Source organism: Polyangium jinanense (genome assembly GCF_028435265.1).
Classification (GTDB): Bacteria; Myxococcota_A; Polyangia; order Polyangiales; family Polyangiaceae; genus Polyangium; species Polyangium jinanense.
Map to the genome: position 1 here is coordinate 18,092 of NZ_JAGTJK010000057.1, position 17,024 is coordinate 35,115.

At 68.4% G+C, this 17,024-nt stretch carries 12 protein-coding genes; 4 read left to right on the forward strand and 8 right to left on the reverse strand.

What is annotated here, in order from left to right:
* Window positions 1-15: 15 nt before the first annotated feature.
* On the reverse strand, window positions 16-1,029 hold the full coding sequence (locus KEG38_RS46705; RefSeq protein ID WP_272427342.1) for an NAD-dependent epimerase/dehydratase family protein: 1,014 nt from the start codon (window positions 1,027-1,029) through the stop codon (window positions 16-18).
* Window positions 1,030-1,057: 28 nt separating this feature from the next.
* On the opposite strand from KEG38_RS46705, the gene KEG38_RS46710 reads away from it, so the two are divergent.
* Window positions 1,058-1,375, forward strand: coding sequence for a DUF4419 domain-containing protein (locus tag KEG38_RS46710; RefSeq protein WP_272427393.1), 318 nt, complete (start codon window positions 1,058-1,060; stop codon window positions 1,373-1,375).
* 183 nt (window positions 1,376-1,558) lie between these two features.
* Window positions 1,559-1,681, forward strand: coding sequence for a hypothetical protein (locus KEG38_RS46715; protein ID WP_272427343.1), 123 nt, complete (start codon window positions 1,559-1,561; stop codon window positions 1,679-1,681).
* A gap of 7 nt (window positions 1,682-1,688) precedes the next feature.
* On the opposite strand, the gene KEG38_RS46720 is transcribed toward KEG38_RS46715, so the two are convergent.
* Complete coding sequence (locus tag KEG38_RS46720; protein WP_272427345.1) at window positions 1,689-5,054, reverse strand: HEAT repeat domain-containing protein; 3,366 nt, start codon at window positions 5,052-5,054, stop codon at window positions 1,689-1,691.
* 44 nt (window positions 5,055-5,098) lie between these two features.
* Complete coding sequence (locus tag KEG38_RS46725; RefSeq protein WP_272427347.1) at window positions 5,099-5,779, reverse strand: APC family permease; 681 nt, start codon at window positions 5,777-5,779, stop codon at window positions 5,099-5,101.
* Window positions 5,780-5,802: 23 nt separating this feature from the next.
* On the opposite strand from KEG38_RS46725, the gene KEG38_RS46730 reads away from it, so the two are divergent.
* Window positions 5,803-7,584, forward strand: a complete 1,782-nt coding sequence (locus KEG38_RS46730) for a hypothetical protein (protein ID WP_272427348.1) — start codon at window positions 5,803-5,805, stop codon at window positions 7,582-7,584.
* Between the two features lies 1 nt (window position 7,585).
* Here the strand turns inward: KEG38_RS46730 and KEG38_RS46735 are convergent, their stop codons facing one another.
* The gene (locus KEG38_RS46735; RefSeq protein ID WP_272427350.1) at window positions 7,586-8,608 is read right to left on the reverse strand and encodes a DUF2804 domain-containing protein; all 1,023 of its coding nucleotides are present in this window, start codon (window positions 8,606-8,608) and stop codon (window positions 7,586-7,588) included.
* 104 nt (window positions 8,609-8,712) lie between these two features.
* On the opposite strand from KEG38_RS46735, the gene KEG38_RS46740 reads away from it, so the two are divergent.
* A complete protein-coding gene (locus KEG38_RS46740; RefSeq protein ID WP_272427351.1) occupies window positions 8,713-10,002 on the forward strand; it encodes an Hsp70 family protein in 1,290 nt (429 codons plus the stop codon).
* Window positions 10,003-10,006: 4 nt separating this feature from the next.
* Here the strand turns inward: KEG38_RS46740 and KEG38_RS46745 are convergent, their stop codons facing one another.
* The 4 genes from KEG38_RS46745 to KEG38_RS46760 are packed head-to-tail and all read right to left on the reverse strand — an operon-like array spanning window position 10,007 to window position 17,004.
* Window positions 10,007-11,035: a hypothetical protein gene (locus tag KEG38_RS46745; RefSeq protein ID WP_272427352.1), complete on the reverse strand. Its 1,029-nt coding sequence runs from the start codon at window positions 11,033-11,035 to the stop codon at window positions 10,007-10,009.
* The gene (locus tag KEG38_RS46750) at window positions 11,032-11,595 is read right to left on the reverse strand and encodes a hypothetical protein (RefSeq protein WP_272427353.1); all 564 of its coding nucleotides are present in this window, start codon (window positions 11,593-11,595) and stop codon (window positions 11,032-11,034) included. The genes KEG38_RS46745 and KEG38_RS46750 overlap by 4 nt, the downstream gene beginning before the upstream one ends.
* 36 nt (window positions 11,596-11,631) lie before the next feature.
* A complete protein-coding gene (locus KEG38_RS46755) occupies window positions 11,632-13,215 on the reverse strand; it encodes an FG-GAP repeat domain-containing protein (RefSeq protein ID WP_272427354.1) in 1,584 nt (527 codons plus the stop codon).
* Between the two features lie 15 nt (window positions 13,216-13,230).
* Window positions 13,231-17,004 carry a serine/threonine-protein kinase gene (locus tag KEG38_RS46760; RefSeq protein WP_272427356.1) on the reverse strand — a complete coding sequence of 1,258 codons (3,774 nt, stop codon included), beginning with the start codon at window positions 17,002-17,004 and terminating at the stop codon, window positions 13,231-13,233.
* Window positions 17,005-17,024: the final 20 nt, after the last annotated feature.

The following is a 17,024-nucleotide window of genomic DNA, read 5'->3' on the forward strand; positions in this document are numbered from 1 at the left end:
TCCTGCTTCGAATGTTCACGTGGCCCCGGCCCGCGCCCGCCACGCGGCCAGAATTCGTTGCTCCTTGTCTTCGTCGATGCCGAGCTTGGGCAGCTCGGGCCGAGGCCGCGCTTGCCAGCCCGTGCGCATCAGCGCCCACGTGTCCGCGATCGTCTCGATCATCGGGCGACAACGAAGCCCGAGCTGTTCGGCGCGCGGGACGGCCATTTGCCACGCGGCGCTGCACTCTGCGTCCATCGGCGCCCAGATCGGGAGCTCGCTCCACGGCTTGACGTCGTGCGCGAGGAGGAAATCGTCGTCGACCCACACGAGGCGCGCCGCGCTCTCCGTGACCTTCGCGCATTCCGAAAGGAGAGACCCGAACGTCGGATGGCCAGAAGGCCCGGCGACATTGAGCGCGCCGCCTTCGCCGCGTTCCAGGAGGTCCACGGTCAATCTCGCGACATCACGAGCATCGACGAGCTGCATAGGCACGTCGGGCGCTCCCGGCGCGAGCACCTCACCGCCGCGGGCGATCCGCGAAAGCCACCAAGGGAGCCGACCGACGTCCTCGTACGGCCCCACGATCACGCCCAGCCGCAAGAGCAACGCAGCCTCCCCATAATGCTCGACGACGGCCCGCTCGCACCCGGCCTTGAGCGTTCCATAATCGCCGTCATCGGGGCCAGCATCCGGCGCGCAATCGTACACACGGCTCGTTTCGTCGACAGGGAGCCGCGGCCGATCGACGTAGACGGATGCTGTCGAGGCAAACGCATACACCGGGGCGACCTCGCGCAGCACGGCGGCAGCCTGATTGACCACACGCGGTACGTACCCGCTCGTATCCACCACCGCGTCCCAGCGCCCGGCCCGCAGTCGTTCGAGATCGGCCCGCTCGGTCCGGTCGCCGCGAATCACCTCCACGCCGGGGGGATCGGAAAAACTTCGGCCGCGGTTGAACGTGGTCACGTGGTGATCACGCCCGAGCGCCTCCGTCACGATCGTTCGACCGAGAAATGCCGTACCGCCGAGAACGAGGATCCGCATGCCGACACCATGGCCCGTCGGGCCCGAGATGCCAAGCTTGGCCGATCCGGACCTTCCCGTGGTCGACCACGGTCCGACCCACGCGCTCCTCGGCGCTGTCCACCTCGCGTTCGCACAGCACCGGCCGCTCGTACTCTCGCCCGACGCGGTATGGTTGACCATCGCGCAGGGCGTCGCGCCGGGGCGCTGCCCCGGGCCCCGCGGGGGCTGTTCGCCCCTCGACCCGAACCAGGGCCAGCCCTGGACCATTTGGGGAAGAACTGCGCGATGCGCAGTTCTTCCCACAGGCCGCTGGCAAGACCGCGAAGGAGCGTTGCACGCTGGCGACGGGCGCGTGGCCCGTTGAACCGTCAGCGCTGCCGTCTTGGTTGGCAGGATCTTCGTTCGTCTTGACCTGGCCTGTTCGATGAACTGCGCGGGAGCGCAGTTCATCGACCCCGGGTCCAGCGCTTGCGCTGGTCCGGGTCCAGGGGTGGACAACCCCTGGTGGGGCCTGGGGCAAAGCCCCAGCGAGGCTCCTCCCAGATTATTGACCCGAGCCCTCGACAGCGGCGGCGCCACGGATCTGCCCGAGGACGGTCGATTGCGCGACGTGCTTGCGGAGTGGTATTTCTTGCCCCCGCCGCCGCCTCGAAAGAAAAAGCGCCCCTGAGAATGCCTCAAGGCGGAAACACGAATCGCGCGGGCCCCGCGACGCCGGGCGCGGGGTCTTTCTGGTAATGGGCGAGCCGCGCGCGGCGCTCCTCCGTCCAACCATTCTTGGGGGACGCGGCCTGAACGAGCGCGGCGAGCGCGATCCGGCGGAGCCTCCAGTCGGATTGCCCCCGCAGCGCCTCCTCGACGCGGCCCGGATGCACGGAGGTGCGCACCGCGTCGATCGCGGCCTCCAGCGCCTCGTGGTAGAGCCAATCCTTTTTCGAAAGCGCGAGCAGCGCGGCGCTGAGCTCCTTCGCGTCCCAGAGGCGCGAACCGAGGGAGAGATGATACGGCGTCGTCCAGGGGTTTTCCGCGAGCGCCGCGACGAACTCGGTCGCGACCTGCACGTGCATGTGCGACGCATACGGACCGAGGCGCGACGAGATCACGGGCAGGAACGCGAGGAGGTGCTGACCTCGCGGCAAGAGCTCCTTCAATCGCCACGAGACGGTTTTCACCTCCGAGGCCGACATCCGCTGCAGGACCGCCGCGAGCGCGTGCGCCGCCTCGTCGTGCGAAGCAGCGCCGAGGTGCGCGAGCAAGCGCTTGAAGAGCGAGCGATTCGAATCACGCAGCGGCAAGTAGGCCGCGCGCTTCAGTAGATCGATCCGCGCCTCCGGCTCCGCGCGCCCGAGGATCGTGGAAAGCAGCCCGACGACCCGCTCCTCCGCCGCGGTCGAGAGCCTGCCGAGCGGAATATCCGCGAGCTTTGACGCCACGATCCAGTCAGGGTCGTGCACGGCCTTCTCGAAAACGGCCCAGGTCTGTTTTTTTTCAAGGTGATCCCACAGCGCCCGGAGAAGCGCAATCCGCACGTCTCGGTGCGTCCCGGGTTTGTCGAGGCGCAGGAGATCCTCGTAGGCGTCGTCGCCGCCGATTTCGCCGAGCAGCCGGACGACCTCTTTCGCGACGGTGACCTTGGTCGTCGGGACCGCGCGGAGCTCCGCGAGGACCTCGGCGCGCTCGAGCTCCGAAAAGACCTTCCGAAGCGCATAAATCGCCCAGCGCGCCCGATCGTCGCCGAGCGCCTCGATGAGCACCGGCACGCCCTGGCGCGCGTCGAGCCACGGGAGCCCGCGGATGGCCATTTCGCGTACAGGCTGGCGAGGATCCGAGGCGAACGGCAGGATCGACGTCGCGTCCGCGAACGCGAGGCGCACGAGCGTGGTGATGGCGAACCGGAGCGTCGGGACGTCGCGCGTCTCGTCCTTCAAGACCGACACGAGCGCATCCGCATACGTGCGCTGCTGGAGCGCCGTCCACCGCCCGTGACCGACCTCGAATTGAATGATCCAGCTCGTGCGACCCGTGGCGTTGCGGCCCTTCATCGGCTGCGCCGAGAGGAGCGCGGGGCTCAGGAGATCCTGCCTGCGAAGGCTGACATACCGGGCGACCAAAGGAAGGAGGACAAAACTCTCGTCTTCGCGGAGGAGCTCGGGGACGAGGCGCGTGAAGCGGCGCCTTTCGTGCGTGTCGAGCAATCCCAGGGCCGCGGCGGCGACGCCCGCGAACGGAAGCTCGCGCGCGAGCCGCTCCAATGCGTCGAGCAGCGGAGTCACGGCGCCGAGCCGCACACCGAGGCTCTGCGCGAGCGCAATGACGGAGCCCGCGCGCTCCTGCGTGGCCCAGCCCGCGGCAAGCTGGGCGAGGGCAGGGGAGAGGCGCTCGGCGTCCTTTTTGGTGAGCCCGTCCCCGAGCCCCCATGTGGAGACGGAGCCACGCACGGCCAAGAGCCGCGTGATCCATTGCGCGCCCCAGGCCCCGTCGACGCGGAACAGGCGCACGACGAGGCGCTCGACGGCGGACGCGGTGGCCGAGGAGAGATCCGCAGCGTCGAGGGCGTCCTGCACGACCGCGCCGACGGCTTCGAGGTGCTCGGGGCCGAACGTGGCCACGCGAAGCGCGCCCAGCGCTTCGATCATGCTCTTCCGGACCGGATCCTGCTCGAACTTGCGCGCCTTGATGTTGGCGATCGCGTCGCCGAGCGCGGGTTTGTCGTGGCGTACGCTCGAAAGGAGAATCGATTGTGCCCGCGCTCGCTCTTCTCCCTCCGGGTGTCCGAGCCACGGGGCGAGCACCTGCTTCGCCTCGGCGAAGGACAAGAGGCCCGCGTAGACGATGCGCTGTTCGGGCTTCGAGGTCAGCGCCGGGCACCGTTCGAGGTGGCGCCTCGCCTCGCGCTCTCGCAAATCCCGCGGGAGCCAATCGAGGACGTGCGCGGGAATCGTGCCATCCGTCCCTTGCGCCGCGCGCGACCAGCGATCGAACGCTCGCTCGCGGACGTTCTCCTCTTCGGCCGACTCCGCCTTGAAATACCGGAACAGGAACGCGCCGAAACCGCCTCGACCTCCCTGGACGAACGCGCGGAGGATGGCCTTCTGCTCGTCCGTCGCGAGCCGGAGGAACCAGCGAATGCCCTGTTTGCCGTCGCCGAGCGTGCTCCAGGCGTTCCGGATGAGGTAGTCGAGCCGCTCGGGGCCGAGATATCTCGCGACCTTGTCGAAGCGGACGACGCCGAACGCGCCCGGCGCGTGCGTGGGCCTTCCGCTCTCGTGGCGCGCCTTCAGGAGATCGAAGGTCTCGCGCGGGCGGGCGCGGACGAGGTGGCCGAGCGCCCGTGCGAACAGGTTCGGCTGCTCGCCGCGGTCGAAGAGCGCCTGCATGAGCTTCAGCGTGCCATCCGGCGCGCGCTTCGCGAGGCCCGGGAGCTCGTCATAAAGGCGATGACGCTGCCGGGGATGGACGGTGTCGCTGCGCTGCAGATCCGCGAGGAACCAGGCCGCAGCGAAGCTCGCATGCCGCGAACACAGGCGCCACCAAGCAATGGGGCCGCCTCCCTCGACGAGGTGTTTCATGAAGCCGGCGACGAATGCCTCGGTGCCGAACGGCAGAAGGTCGATGACGAGCCGCTCTTGGCCCTCTTTCATGCGGGCCGCGAGAAACGTGTCGACGATCGCCGTGCGCCTTTTTCGCACGAGCGCGGCGATGGTGCGGCAGAGGATCCGCTTCTCGACGATCGTGTCGAGGGCGCGCGCAGCCTGCGTATCGTCGCAGAACACGGCCACCATGCGGCTCGCCCGGCGGCGGACGGTGCGCGAGGCGTCGGAGAGCCCCTTGAGAATCCACGTCCCCTCGCGGCTCCCGAACACGGACCAGAGCGCGAGGACACGCTCGTAAATCTCGGGGCTCCCGTGAAGCTCGGCGAGCGTCCTTCGAGCATCCGCGTCCCCCTGGGCCGCCTTGCGTCCGACGTCGATGACGCGGCCGATGCGCCCATTGTTGGTGAGAGGCTCGATCTCGGCGAGGAGCGTGGCTTTCGTCATCGACATCGTGGCGGGGATGATACGGGTTTTCGACGAGGCGAAAAGAGTCCTCACGCCTCCGTTCGAGACATGCTGCCCTGCAAGCCGGCCCCGCGGGCGCGGAAGGCCGCGACGAGCCCGGCGACGAGCCACGCGACGAGCGCCACGAGCTCCTGCCACGTGAACGAGCCGGGGACGAAGGGTAAGAGCTTCATGAGCACCAGGGCCGCCGAGACCAGCATGCCCGCGAGCGCGAGGAGCCGTTGCGACGCCGCCGGCTGCAAACGAAAATAAGCCGCGCACGCGCTCATCCAGCCCACCGCCGACGCCAGCGATCCGACTTCCGTCACGGGCACGAGAATGGCCTCGCCGAGCAGCGCACCCGCCGCCGTCCAGATCCCCACGGCGAGCACCGCCACGGACGGCGTGAGGTTTGTCGGATGAACCTCGGCGAAGCGTGGCGTCACGACCCCGCGGCGCCCGAGGGCGAAAAGCATGCGGCTCGCGGCCACGAAATTGCCATTGAATACTTTTACCAGGGAGAGCAGTGCCGCGGCGATGATGAGGTGCACGATCCAGCGCGCCCCGAACGCCCTCTCGAAGGCCACCGCCGTGGCGAAGCGCGTCTTCGTGAGCGTCTCCCACGGCCCGACGTACCCGACGAGCGCCGGGATGATCGCATAAAACGCGGTGCCGACGGCGATGGCGAGCATCAAGGCAGCCGTGCCGCCGTACCTCTGGTCCGCGCGCATCCGATCCCCTATACACGGTGGCCATGCTGGCCCGCGTCAAGGGATGGCTCACAGGCAGGCGTGCTCCGCTGCTCGTCGCGCTCCTCGCGATCCTCCTGCTCCTGCCCACGCTCGGGGCCGGGGCGATCATGGACGATCACGCGCATCGGATGGCGTATCATCCGACGTTCACGCGTCCCGGCGGGCCCCGCGGCGACTGGGATCTCTTCCGCTTCCTCGACGACGATCCCGCCGCGCTCCGTTACCTCCGGGATAACGGCATGTGGCCCTGGTGGACCGTCGACGGATCGAAGCTCGCGTTCCTTCGCCCCCTCGCGTCGCTGTGGCACGCGCTCGATTACCGCGTCTGGCCGAACGCGCACTGGTTCATGCACGCCGAGAGCGTCCTCGTATTCGCGGCGACGGCGTTCTTCGCAGCGCACCTCTATCGAAGGCTGCTCGGCGCCACGGTCGCCGCAGGGCTCGCCGCGTTCATCTTCGCGGTCGACGACGCCCATTCGATGGTCATCACCTGGATCGCCAACAGGCACGCGATCCTCTCGACGCTGTTCGGCGTGATCGCGCTCGTCGCGCATGATCGTGCCCGCAGGGACGGCTGGAAGCCGGGCGTCTTCCTTGCGCCGCTCGCGCTGCTCGGGGCGATGTTCTCCGGGGAGAGCGGGATCGGCGCGCTCGCGTATCTCTTCGCCTACGCCCTCTTCCTCGATCGCGCGCCGCTGCGCGCCCGCGTGGCCGCGCTCCTCCCGCACGCCGGGGCTGCGCTGGTCTGGTTCGTCGCATACAAGCTCGGCGGTTATGGCGCGGCCGGCGGCGCATTTTACATCGATCCGCTGCGACAAACGGGGGAGTTCATCCGCGCGGTGGGTGCACGTCTGCCAGTGCTCCTCGCCGGGCAGATGGCCGCGCCGCCCGCCGACGTGTGGATGCTCTGGCCGCCGAACGAGACCCGGAGCCTCGTGTCGATTTGCCTGCTCGTGCTGCTCGTCGTGGGGGGCGGGCTCTTCGCGGTGCTGCGCCGCGATCGCAATGCCGCGTTCTTCGCGCTGGGGATGGTGCTCTCCCTGCTGCCGACCTGCGCGGTTTGGCCGGGCGATCGGCTCTTGCTCTTCGCGGGGATCGGGGGAGCGGGGCTCGTCGCATCGATGCTCACGGCCTCGCGGGAGCACCTCGGGCGGGCCGCGCGCGTGTACGCGAGCGCGGTGGCCGCGGTTCTCGTGATCTTCCACCTCGTGCTCGCGCCCTTGCTGCTGCCGCTGCGGGCGTGGTCGACGGGATCGATGCTGCACGGATTCACCGAGCGGGCGATTGCGAGCATGCCCAAAATGGACGGGGCCGAGGAACGGACGCTCGTGGTGGTGAGCGCGCCCGACAGCGTGGTCGTGAATACGGTGATGGCGGCTTGGATCAACGAGAATGCGCCGTTGCCCTCGGAGCTCCGCGTGCTCTCGACGTCCGTCGGCGGGACGCTGAAGGTCGGCCGCGTGGACGATCGCACGCTGTCGGTGACGCTCTCGGACGGCTTTTTCCGTGATCCGACGGCGACCGTGTTCCGGGATACGGAGAAGGCCCCTCTGCGCGTGGGAGACCGCGTCCCGGTCGGGGCCATGGCGGCGGAGATCGTGTCCGTGACCGAGGATGGCAAGTTGCCTTCGCGAATCGATTTCCATTTCGATCGGTCGCTGGACGATCCGTCGATGGTGTGGGCTGTCTGGGAGAAAACCCGATTCGTGCCGTTCGTGGTGCCGAAGGTCGGGGAGACGAACGAGCTTTTGGTCGTGTCGTATCAGACGGCGATTGGCGGGTGACCTACCAGCGAGCGCGCATCTCCTCGGCCCAGCCGAAGAGACCGTCGACGATCACGCGCTCGCCCCCGTCGCCCTTCACCTCGCCGGAGAAACGACCGAAGCACAGATGGAGATCCGCGCCGGCCACGACGAGCGGCACCTTCGTCCGTTTCTCGTGCGCCGGATGGAAGTCGAGTCGCACCCGATCGGAGGTTTCCGTGAGGATCCGCCACGGTCTGCGAAAATCGCGGCGGTCGTAGTCGAACCGGACGTCTTCGCCGATCTTGTGGAGCCGCCCGTCGATACAAATTCCATTTTCGGTCGCCCCCGTCCCATCGGTCCACTTGCCGCCGAACTGCAACCCGACGACCTTCCCATCGACGCCCCCCGACGCTGACGCCCAGTTCCAGACGGTATGCGTGGGCCAGACGCCGCGACCGAAATCGAGGCAGCCGAAGGCCTGCTTTTCTGGGCCGATCACCTGCTCGACGCCGTCCACCCGGACGATCCCGGTCGCGGGGAGCGTGTTTTGCTTCGAGGTGAACTGGAACAACCTCTCGCTCCACGGCACGACGACATTGAGCGTCTCGTGCCCGGGCGGCCGAGCCACGAGCACGTCGGCCTCCACCAAGCGCCCGTGGCTCTGGAACTTGGTGACGAGGCGCGTGCCTCGGCTCTCCTCCCGGAATTCCAGTCGGAGCCCGAGCCGCTCGAACACGATATCGGCGCCGCCGACCGTGTCGGGCTGCGAGAAACCGAGCGCGAGCGGGACGGGGACGACCTTTTCGAGCTCGCGGCCGGTCTCCAGATCGAGGAGGAGCGCGCTCGCCATGCCGAGGTAGTCGAAGTCCGCGTACGTCAGCGACAGGACGCCGCCCTCCCAGGTGACGCCCCAGTAATCCCAGCGCTTCCTTCGCCCCCAGGGGCCGCGCAGGTTGCATCGATGCAGGGGCCTTCGCGACCAACCCTTCGCCTCGGGGTTCAGCCGACCCTCCGGCGTGCAGAGGGCCACGTAGCGGTCGAGCTCGTGAGAATTTCCGCTCATCCGGAGAGCCTCCACGGATTTTCTCATGAATTTTCTAGCTTGTAAAGTGGCTCGTGGGGGGCCATATCCCGGGGCGCGTCAGGCATCCCCCGGAGGGTCAACCCATGTCGTCACGATTCAAGCCCGAGGTCTATGCCATCGATTTCGGCACCACCAATTCGCTGCTGGCGGCGGCGAACGCCACGTCCACGTGCCCCCCGATCCCCCTCGACGACGCTGCGTCCGATCCGACCATCCTGCGCAGCCTGCTCTTTTTCGGCAAGAACGAGTTCTCCTGCGGCGCGGTGGCCATCCGCGACTTCGTCGCGAGCGGTATGCAAGGACGGCTCATCCGCTCGATCAAGAAATTTCTCCCCGATCGCGGTTTCTCCGGCACGCAAATCAACCAGCGCGTCGTCACCATCGAGGATCTGATCAGCCGCTTCTTGCGGCTGATGCGTGACCGCGCGAACCGCCATTTCGACGCCGACGTCACGCGCGTCGTGCTGGGGAGGCCGGCCATGTTCTCGCTCGATCCCGAGGAAGACCGGCTCGCCCAGAATCGGCTCGAACGCGCGGCGCAGAGCGCGGGTTTCTCCGAGGTCGCCTTTTGCCCCGAGCCCGTCGCCGCCGCCCACGATTTCGAGCTCGAGCTCGAGCGGCCCATGACCGTCCTCGTGGCCGATTTCGGCGGCGGGACCTCGGATTACACGGTCGTGCGGATGCGGCCAGAGGGTTTTGCGGCCTCGGACGTGCTCTCGCTCGGAGGCGTGTCCGTGGCCGGCGACGCGCTCGACGGGAGCTTGATGCGCCACAAGATCGCGCGCCATTTCGGCGCGGAGGTCACCTACCAGGTCCCGCTCGGCAAGAACCTGCTCACGATGCCGCGGGGGATCATGGAAAAACTCTGCTCGCCGGCAGACATGGCCGTGCTGCAGCACCGGGACATGCTCGCGTTCCTGCGCGACGTGCAAGCGTGGTCGCTCGGGGACGACGACCAGCGGCGAATGGATCAACTCCTCTGCCTGGTCGAGGATTCACTCGCGTTCCAGGTGTTCGAGGCCATCGAACACAGCAAGTGCGCGCTCTCGGAGGTGACGAGGACGCAGTTCGCGTACGAATACCCGACGATGAGCATCCACGAATGGATCACCCGCGACGAGTTCGAGGCCGGCGCCGAACGCTCGATCGACGCGATCTTGCGGGCGCTGGATCGAACGCTCGAAGAGGCTGGTCTCGGCTTCGGGGCGATCGACGTGGTTTGTTGCACCGGAGGAACGGCGCGGGTCCCGCGGCTCGCGCGCGCTCTCGAAGAGCGATTCGGGCAAGGGAAGCTCCGCAAGCTGCGGAGCTTCCATTCGGTCGTGCAGGGGCTCGCGGAGCGGGCGCGGAAGATCGCGCGTGGCCTCGATTGAAGCCTCAGCCGAGGAGGGGGTGCAGCGGGACGAACCCGAGGTAGGCCTTGGCCGCCAAGGGCTCGTCCGGCGCGAGGACGAGCTTGATCCCGATCGTGGTCGATACGGGGCTCGTGCCGCGATGCTCGGGCAGGGCGAGCCGCGCGTAGGGCGGGAACCGGAGGAGGGCGTCGCGTTTGTCCGGCGTACACACTCCCCGGGTGACGAGCTCGTCGAGGATCGGGCGCCAGCGAGGATCGCCGGGGGGATGATGCAGTTCGATGCCGAGCGTCGGTAGGACGCGGCCTCCGATGTCCAGGTGAAAGCCGATCCGCATGTTCGCGGGGACCATGGCGGCGAGGAGGGGTTCGAGCCGCGGACGCGGTCCAGGCCATTCGATTCGATCGAGATGAGCCGGGAGCTCGTCCCGGGGGATCGTGGCGACGAGGCGGAGCGCGTCGATGCCGCGCGACGCGAGCGGCGCGACGTGGAGAACGCGGCCTCGGCGGGGCAATCGTTCGACGAGATGCGCCGCGGTGTCGAACGTCGCGCACGGGAGCGGGCGCCCGAGCAGGAGCGAGGTCGCGCGGTCGAGGAGGTCGAGACAAACAGCGCGCCCTCGTTCGTCCTGCTCCTCCGGCGGCTCTCCGTCGCAGATGTGCCGCTCGATGCAGGGGAACGGGAGCGGTTGGGGGGCGGCGACGGAGTCCCCGTTCACGTCGAATTCGAGCCACAACGCTGGGACCTCGGTGTGGAGCCGCGACGCGGGATCGTCCCATTCCACGCAAAAATCGAGCACACCGCGCCACGCCCGCGCATCGAGCGCGGGAGCGCAACGCAGGAGGGCCCGAGGTCCGCCCGAACGCGCGAGCAGATACATCAGAAAATCGACCCGCGGGTTTTCCTCGAGACGACATTCGAGGGCGATGCCGGACGCGACCCTCGGCAGCCCTCGCGTGACGGCCTGGAGCGCGATCCGGGCGGCGTCCGTGAGCAGGGCCTCCGGGAGGAGCGTCGCGACGAGGTCGAGCATCACGTCGGGCGCGACGATCACCGCTTGCCCCCCTTCCACACGCCGCCGATCTCGAAGCCGAGCTGGAGGTTCTCCAGGGGCAGCGGCGGGGCGCTCGCGCCCTTGTCTTCTCGCCGGGGATTCGCGAAGACCCAGTACACGCCCTGGTGCGCGTCCGGAGGGAGGGCGAAGCGCAGGGTGACCTTTTCTCCGCCAGGCGTGGTCTCCACTTGCCCGATTTCCCCTCGAATGTGCGTATCCCCATGACGCAGCTCACATTGCGTGAACGCGCCCTCGAGCCTGGTCGCGAACACGGTGAGGAGCAGCTCGCCGTCCCGGGCCTCCCAGAAAAAGCCGGTCACCGTTTGTCGGCCGTAGACCCAGGGCAATGGCGTCGGCCCGACAAACGCCGCGGACGGTCTCGTTCGACTTATCTCGGCCGATAATGCTCGGGCGATGCGACGCCGATCGCTCGACAGCAGGATCTCCTTCTCCTCCGCGGACAGGTCCCCCCGCCGGGATACGACCGCGACCGGATCCCGCCGGTAAGCCTCCTGGATGTCCGGATCCTGCGCCAGGCTCATGATGAACGCGAGCAGCATGTGTGCCTCCCCTTGTGCCGTCGAAGAAGCGAACCGTCAGCGCGCGTGATGGTAAAATACGTAATTGGAACCCATCGTGCTCGCGAGGGTGATGTCCGGCGCCGGCGAATGCGTGTAGCGGACGCGGATCTGCTCCCCGGGCGAAAGGCGTCGCGCGAAGGAAATCCAGTTGTCGCCGGGGACCACCACGTATGCGCCGCGGCCGAGGAGAGCGCCGTCGCGGCGTACTTCGAGGATGTCCTCGACGAGCTGGGCCGAGAGCGTCAACCCGGCCTGCGGTTTTTCGATCATGAAGGACTCGACGGTCTCGACGAGGGCGCTCCGATCGAGATCCGCCACAGCAATCGCCTCGCCGACGCCGCACGTGCTGGAGGACCACGCGGGGGTCGTGTCGAAGGCGCGCGACGTTCCGAGGAAGATGACGAGCGGCGCGCCATACCCGTAAAACTGTGGGCCCCAGCGGCTCGCGAGCAGGTCGAGCGCGCCGTCGCCGTTCACGTCGGCGAGGCGGACGCCCGCGCCCCAGCCCGAGGTGTCCGAGGTCCAGATGGGATCGGCGCTGGAAAAAGGCCAGTAGGCCATCAGGCGCGAATCGCTGCCGATGCCGCCCGCGCAACTCTCGGGTGGGGGCGGGCTCGGGTAGAGGTTGCCCACATACGCGCGGGGCACGGTCGGCGGGCGCGCCTGCGCGAGCTCGTCGGGCGGGACGAAGTCCTTGTAATGGTCGTTGTAGAACGTGACGATCCCCCGACGACCGCCGATCTTCCCAACATCGACGAAGAGCGGAATGCCGCGCTCGACGCGAGCTTTCCAGGACTCCGACGTCTCGAGTTTCACGTTGCCGCCCTCGTCGAGGGTTCCCCGATACACCGGCAGCCCCCGCGCGGCGACGAGGAGATCGAGGAATCCGTCGCCGTCGATGTCTGCGAATTTCGGGGTGAGGGCGTGCATGCTGGCGTCGGATCTCCATGCAGGCGCCTCCGACAGCGTGCCTCCGTCGTTTGCATAGATCCGTACGCGCCCGGGCTGGACCTTGCCCTCGAAGGCGACGGCGACGGCGAGATCGAGGTCACCGTCGCCGTCATAATCGCCGAGCGCGGCGCCGACGCTCGAAAATTCGTCGGCCGTGTAAAAGCTGGGCGTCCGCTCGAGCGTGCCGCCGCGATTGAAGTAGACCTTGGCGTACCCCGACGTGGCCGCGTCTCTCCAGGGGCCCACCGTGACCGCGACGTCGACGAATCCGTCGAGATCGATGTCCCCCACGGCGATTCCGGTGTGGTAATCCTCGTCCTCCGAAGACCAGCTCGGCTCGCTCGGGAAGCCGCCCCGACCGTCGTTGCGATACACGGTCACGGGACGCCACGAAAGGTCGTTCCCATTGGCGACGACGAGGTCCTTGAACCCGTCGCCGTCGATATCCGCGAGGGCGGCCCCGAGCGAATGCATTTCCGCGTCGGCGGATCGATATCCCGGCTCCGTCGGGTAGGGAGGAGCGACCGGAGGTTTGGACTCGCAGCCGCCGAAAACCGCGGGATCACGAGGCGCCGCCCCGAAGAGGGCTCCTACGAGCGCGAAGCACACCATCCCGATCCCGATCCTGGTCGCGGTGCCCCATGCCATTGCTGTCGCTCCCCATCATTCCGGCGCTTCGATCCCGAGGCCGGGCGCGAAGATCGCGGCCCAGCGATCGGGCCGCCGCACGCCGAGTTGCTCCATGACCGTATCGGCGACGGTCACGAGCGCGCGCCCGGAGTCCCCGCCGGAGAGCTCGCCCTTGCGGCGGCGCGCGCAGGCCGCGTGCAGCGCCATTTCGGCCTCGTCGAAGCCACGAATGGCGGCGTCGAGGTGGGCGAGGGCCTCGTCTTCATGCCCGCGGAGCCGCGCCACGGCGGCCCGGAGCAAGGCCGCGGAAGGGGGGGCGTCGGCGCGAATCTCGCCTTCAAGCCGCGACGCGATTCGTTCGGCTTCCCGCGCGAGCCGCGCGCGGCGGCGGGGTGGCGCCTCCGCGGCCATGGCAATCGCGGTGCGCGCGCGGAGAAACAGCATGTCGATCCGGGACGGCTGCACGCGGAGCTGTTGCGACCGGACAATGGCGCCCCACGCTTGCAGGACGCGCCTGCGCGCCATGGGGGCGTGGCCCTCGTAGAGGTCCGCATAGGCCTCGATCCGGAGCGCGTACATGTGCTGCACGTGCATGCCCCCGCGGGTCCAGGACGCGACGCCCTCGCGCACACGGCGGCGCGCCTCCTCGACATCGTCGGCGGCGATTCGCGTGACGGCGGATGCGCTGGACGCGCTGATGGCCGCGAAAAGATTGCCGAGCGACGTGGCCTCGCGATGCCAGGCCGCAGTGCGTTCCGCGAGCTCCTGGAGACGCCCCATCGCGTCGAGGGCGATGACGGCGACGACGTGCGCCATGTTATGGTACATCGCGAGATCGAGCCTGCGGCTGCGGAGATGACGGCCGATGGCGTCGTAACGATCGAGCGCCGCTCGCCAGCGCCCCTCGATCATGGTGGTCGCCGCGCCGTACATGGAAACGGTCTCCATGACATCGGGATCGGCGCAGCCGCTCGCGATTTCCGCTGCCCGCGCGAGGAGGCGCGCCCCCTCGGCCACCGCGGACGGCCCGCCTTGCAGGAGCGACAATTGCGCATACGTGCCAAGCGCCTGGGCGATCCGCGCGGGTTCGCCGGCGTCGAGCGCGAGACCGAGGCCGCGTATCAAAAACGCGCACGATCGCAGCGGATCGACGTCCGTCAGGGCCATGCTGACCGCCATGCAAACGTCGATCCGGGCGAGCACAGCCGGATCGACGTCGATAGCGTCGTGAGGCTGGAAATCGTAGCCACGACGCCGAATTCGAAGGATTCCACGGAGGGCCATCATGGCGACGCTGGCGGTCGTCTTGGGCGGACGCAGACCGAGCCCGGGCAGGAACGTCGAGAGGACGCGGTTGCCCTCGTCCAGGTGCCCGCCTACGAAAAGTTGCTCGATTGCGCGACGTCGCAAATCGAGCGCCTCGCGGGGAGGCGCTCCGTCGGCGCATTCGAGGTAAAGCTCGGCTGCTTCCCGGCAACGGCCCGCGTGCGCCAGCGCGTGGGCCCGACGGACCTTGATTTCGTGCGTCGTCTCCGGGGTATCCGCGGGCGTTCCGCGCCCCCAGTCGAGTGCGAGCGCGTAAAGCTCGGCCGCATGGGCGAAGGCCAGCGCCTCGTTCGCCCGGTCGGCCGCGGCGATCGCATAATGCGCCGCCTTGAACCTCTCTCCAGCACTCTGGAAATGCATCGCGAGCTCCTCCGGTTCGACCTCGGGCGACGTCTCCAGCACGGATGCCAAGCGCTCGTGCAGCGCGGCGAGCGCAGAGGCGTCGAGCATGGCGAGGATCGCGTCGCGGAGACGATCATGGGAGACCTCGCAGCCAGGGCGCTCATGCACGCTGCATACCCTCAGCAGTCCTGCCGAACGCAGAGGCGTCAGGTAAGCGAGCGCTTCGTCGGCGAGCTCGGCCGCCGCGAATGCGATATCCTGTTCGAGCGGGCGCCCGGCGACCGCCACGATTTCGAGGAGCCGCCTCGAGGGCGCGGGTGCCGCGCTGAGCCTCTCCCGCATCGCCTCGCGCAGATCGACCCGCGGCACGGCGCGTGGCCCAGCCGCGAGGACGTGCCGCGCGAGCTCCTCGATGGAGAAGGGATTGCCCTCCGATTCCCGCACGACAGCCCGCGCCGTCGCCTCGTCCGCCGAGGGCCCGAGGCGATCCATGGCGAGCGCGATCGCCTGCTCGTGCGTGAGCGGCCCGAGGTCCACGTCGTGGAGCCGAATCCGGCCTCCCGCCGCGGCGACGAGCTGCCCGAAACGCGCCACGAATGCACTCCGCTCGACCTCGTCGCTGCGGTGACAGGCGAGCATGAGCATCGCAGGCGCGTCGGGCGGTGAAAGCAGCTCGAAGAGGAGCTCGGCGCTGTCGACGTCGCCCCATTGCAAGTCGTCGATGCAGAGCACGAGCGGGCCGCGCGCGGCGAGGCGCCGGAGGAGGTCTTTGAGCGCCTGAAATGCACGAATTCGCGCCCTGGGCGGGTCGATGGCTTCCGCTCGGTCCTCCGCCTGCGGGGCGGGGTCGATGAGCCCGAGCACCGGGAAGATTCGCTCGAGGTCCTGCAGATTCGGCGGAACCAGGGACCGCGTTTCCTCCGGCGGGAGGTTTTTCACGTACCGCGCGAGCGCGTCCACGAGGCTATCGAGCGCCTTGTACGGCACCGATTCGCGATCATGACAGCGGCCACGAAGGACGATGGCTCCTTCCCAGCGGTGGAGCGCCGCGAGGAACGTCGATGCGAGCGCGCTTTTTCCCACGCCGGACGCGCCCGAGAGCCGAACGAGCACCGCGCGATCGGCCGAGCTCTCCCGGAATGCCTCGAAGAGCGACGCCATTTCGCGCTCGCGTCCGACGAGCGCGTGCCGTTGCCGGATCTCGACGAGCCGTGGATGTGCGACCTCGGCGGGCGCCTCCGTCACCTCGAGCCGGGCAGCGATCTCCTCGTCCGACGGTCGCATCCTCGGATCGCCCCGGAGGAGCGCAAGGCAAAGCTCTTCGAGATCCTCGGGCACGTGCTCGGCAAGGATCGACGGAGGAATCGGACGGGTCGAGAGTTTTGCGTAAAGGACGTCCTCCACGCTGCCCTCGAACGGGAGGTGCCCCGCGAGCGCCTCGTAAAGCATCACGCCGACGCTGTACCAATCACTTTCGCGACGGCCCGGCTCGCCCAGGATCTGCTCGGGCGCCATGTACGCAGGCGTGCCGACGATGCCCTCGTGCAGAGCCGAAAGCTCGCCGGACGGCAAAGGCGAGAGCTCCCGTGCGAGCCCGAAGTCGAGGATCACGACCCTGTCGGCCTTCGTGAGGAGCACATTCGAGGGTTTCAGATCCAGATGCAATACGTCGGCGGCATGAAGCGCGCGGACGCCACGCACAAAGCGGGAGAACACGAACCGGAGCCGCGCGGCGTCGAGCGGACGCACGGCCGCGCGCGTGGCGACCCGATCCTCGATGTCGCGAGGAGGCTTGCGCCGCACGATCGACGCGGAGAGGTCACCCGTGCAGCCGGGCACGAAGCCGCTCAGCAAATGTTCGCCCTCGACGAACTCCATCGAGAGCGCCCAGCGGCCCTCGTCGTAGATGAGCTCGTGGAGCATCACGAGGTTCGGGTGCGTGATGTCCGCGAGGACGCGGAATTCCTGCTTGAAGCGGAGCAGCGCCGCCGCGTCGTCCTGGTAGAGGACCTTGAGGGCCACCCGCGCGCCGTACCGGAGGTCGATCGCCTCGTAGACGACGCCGAAACCGCCGGCGCCGAGGTGGCGGAGGATCGAGAATCGTTCGCTCGATTGGTTCTCCTTGCGTGGAGCGCCCATGGTGTCCGCGGCGAGGAAGC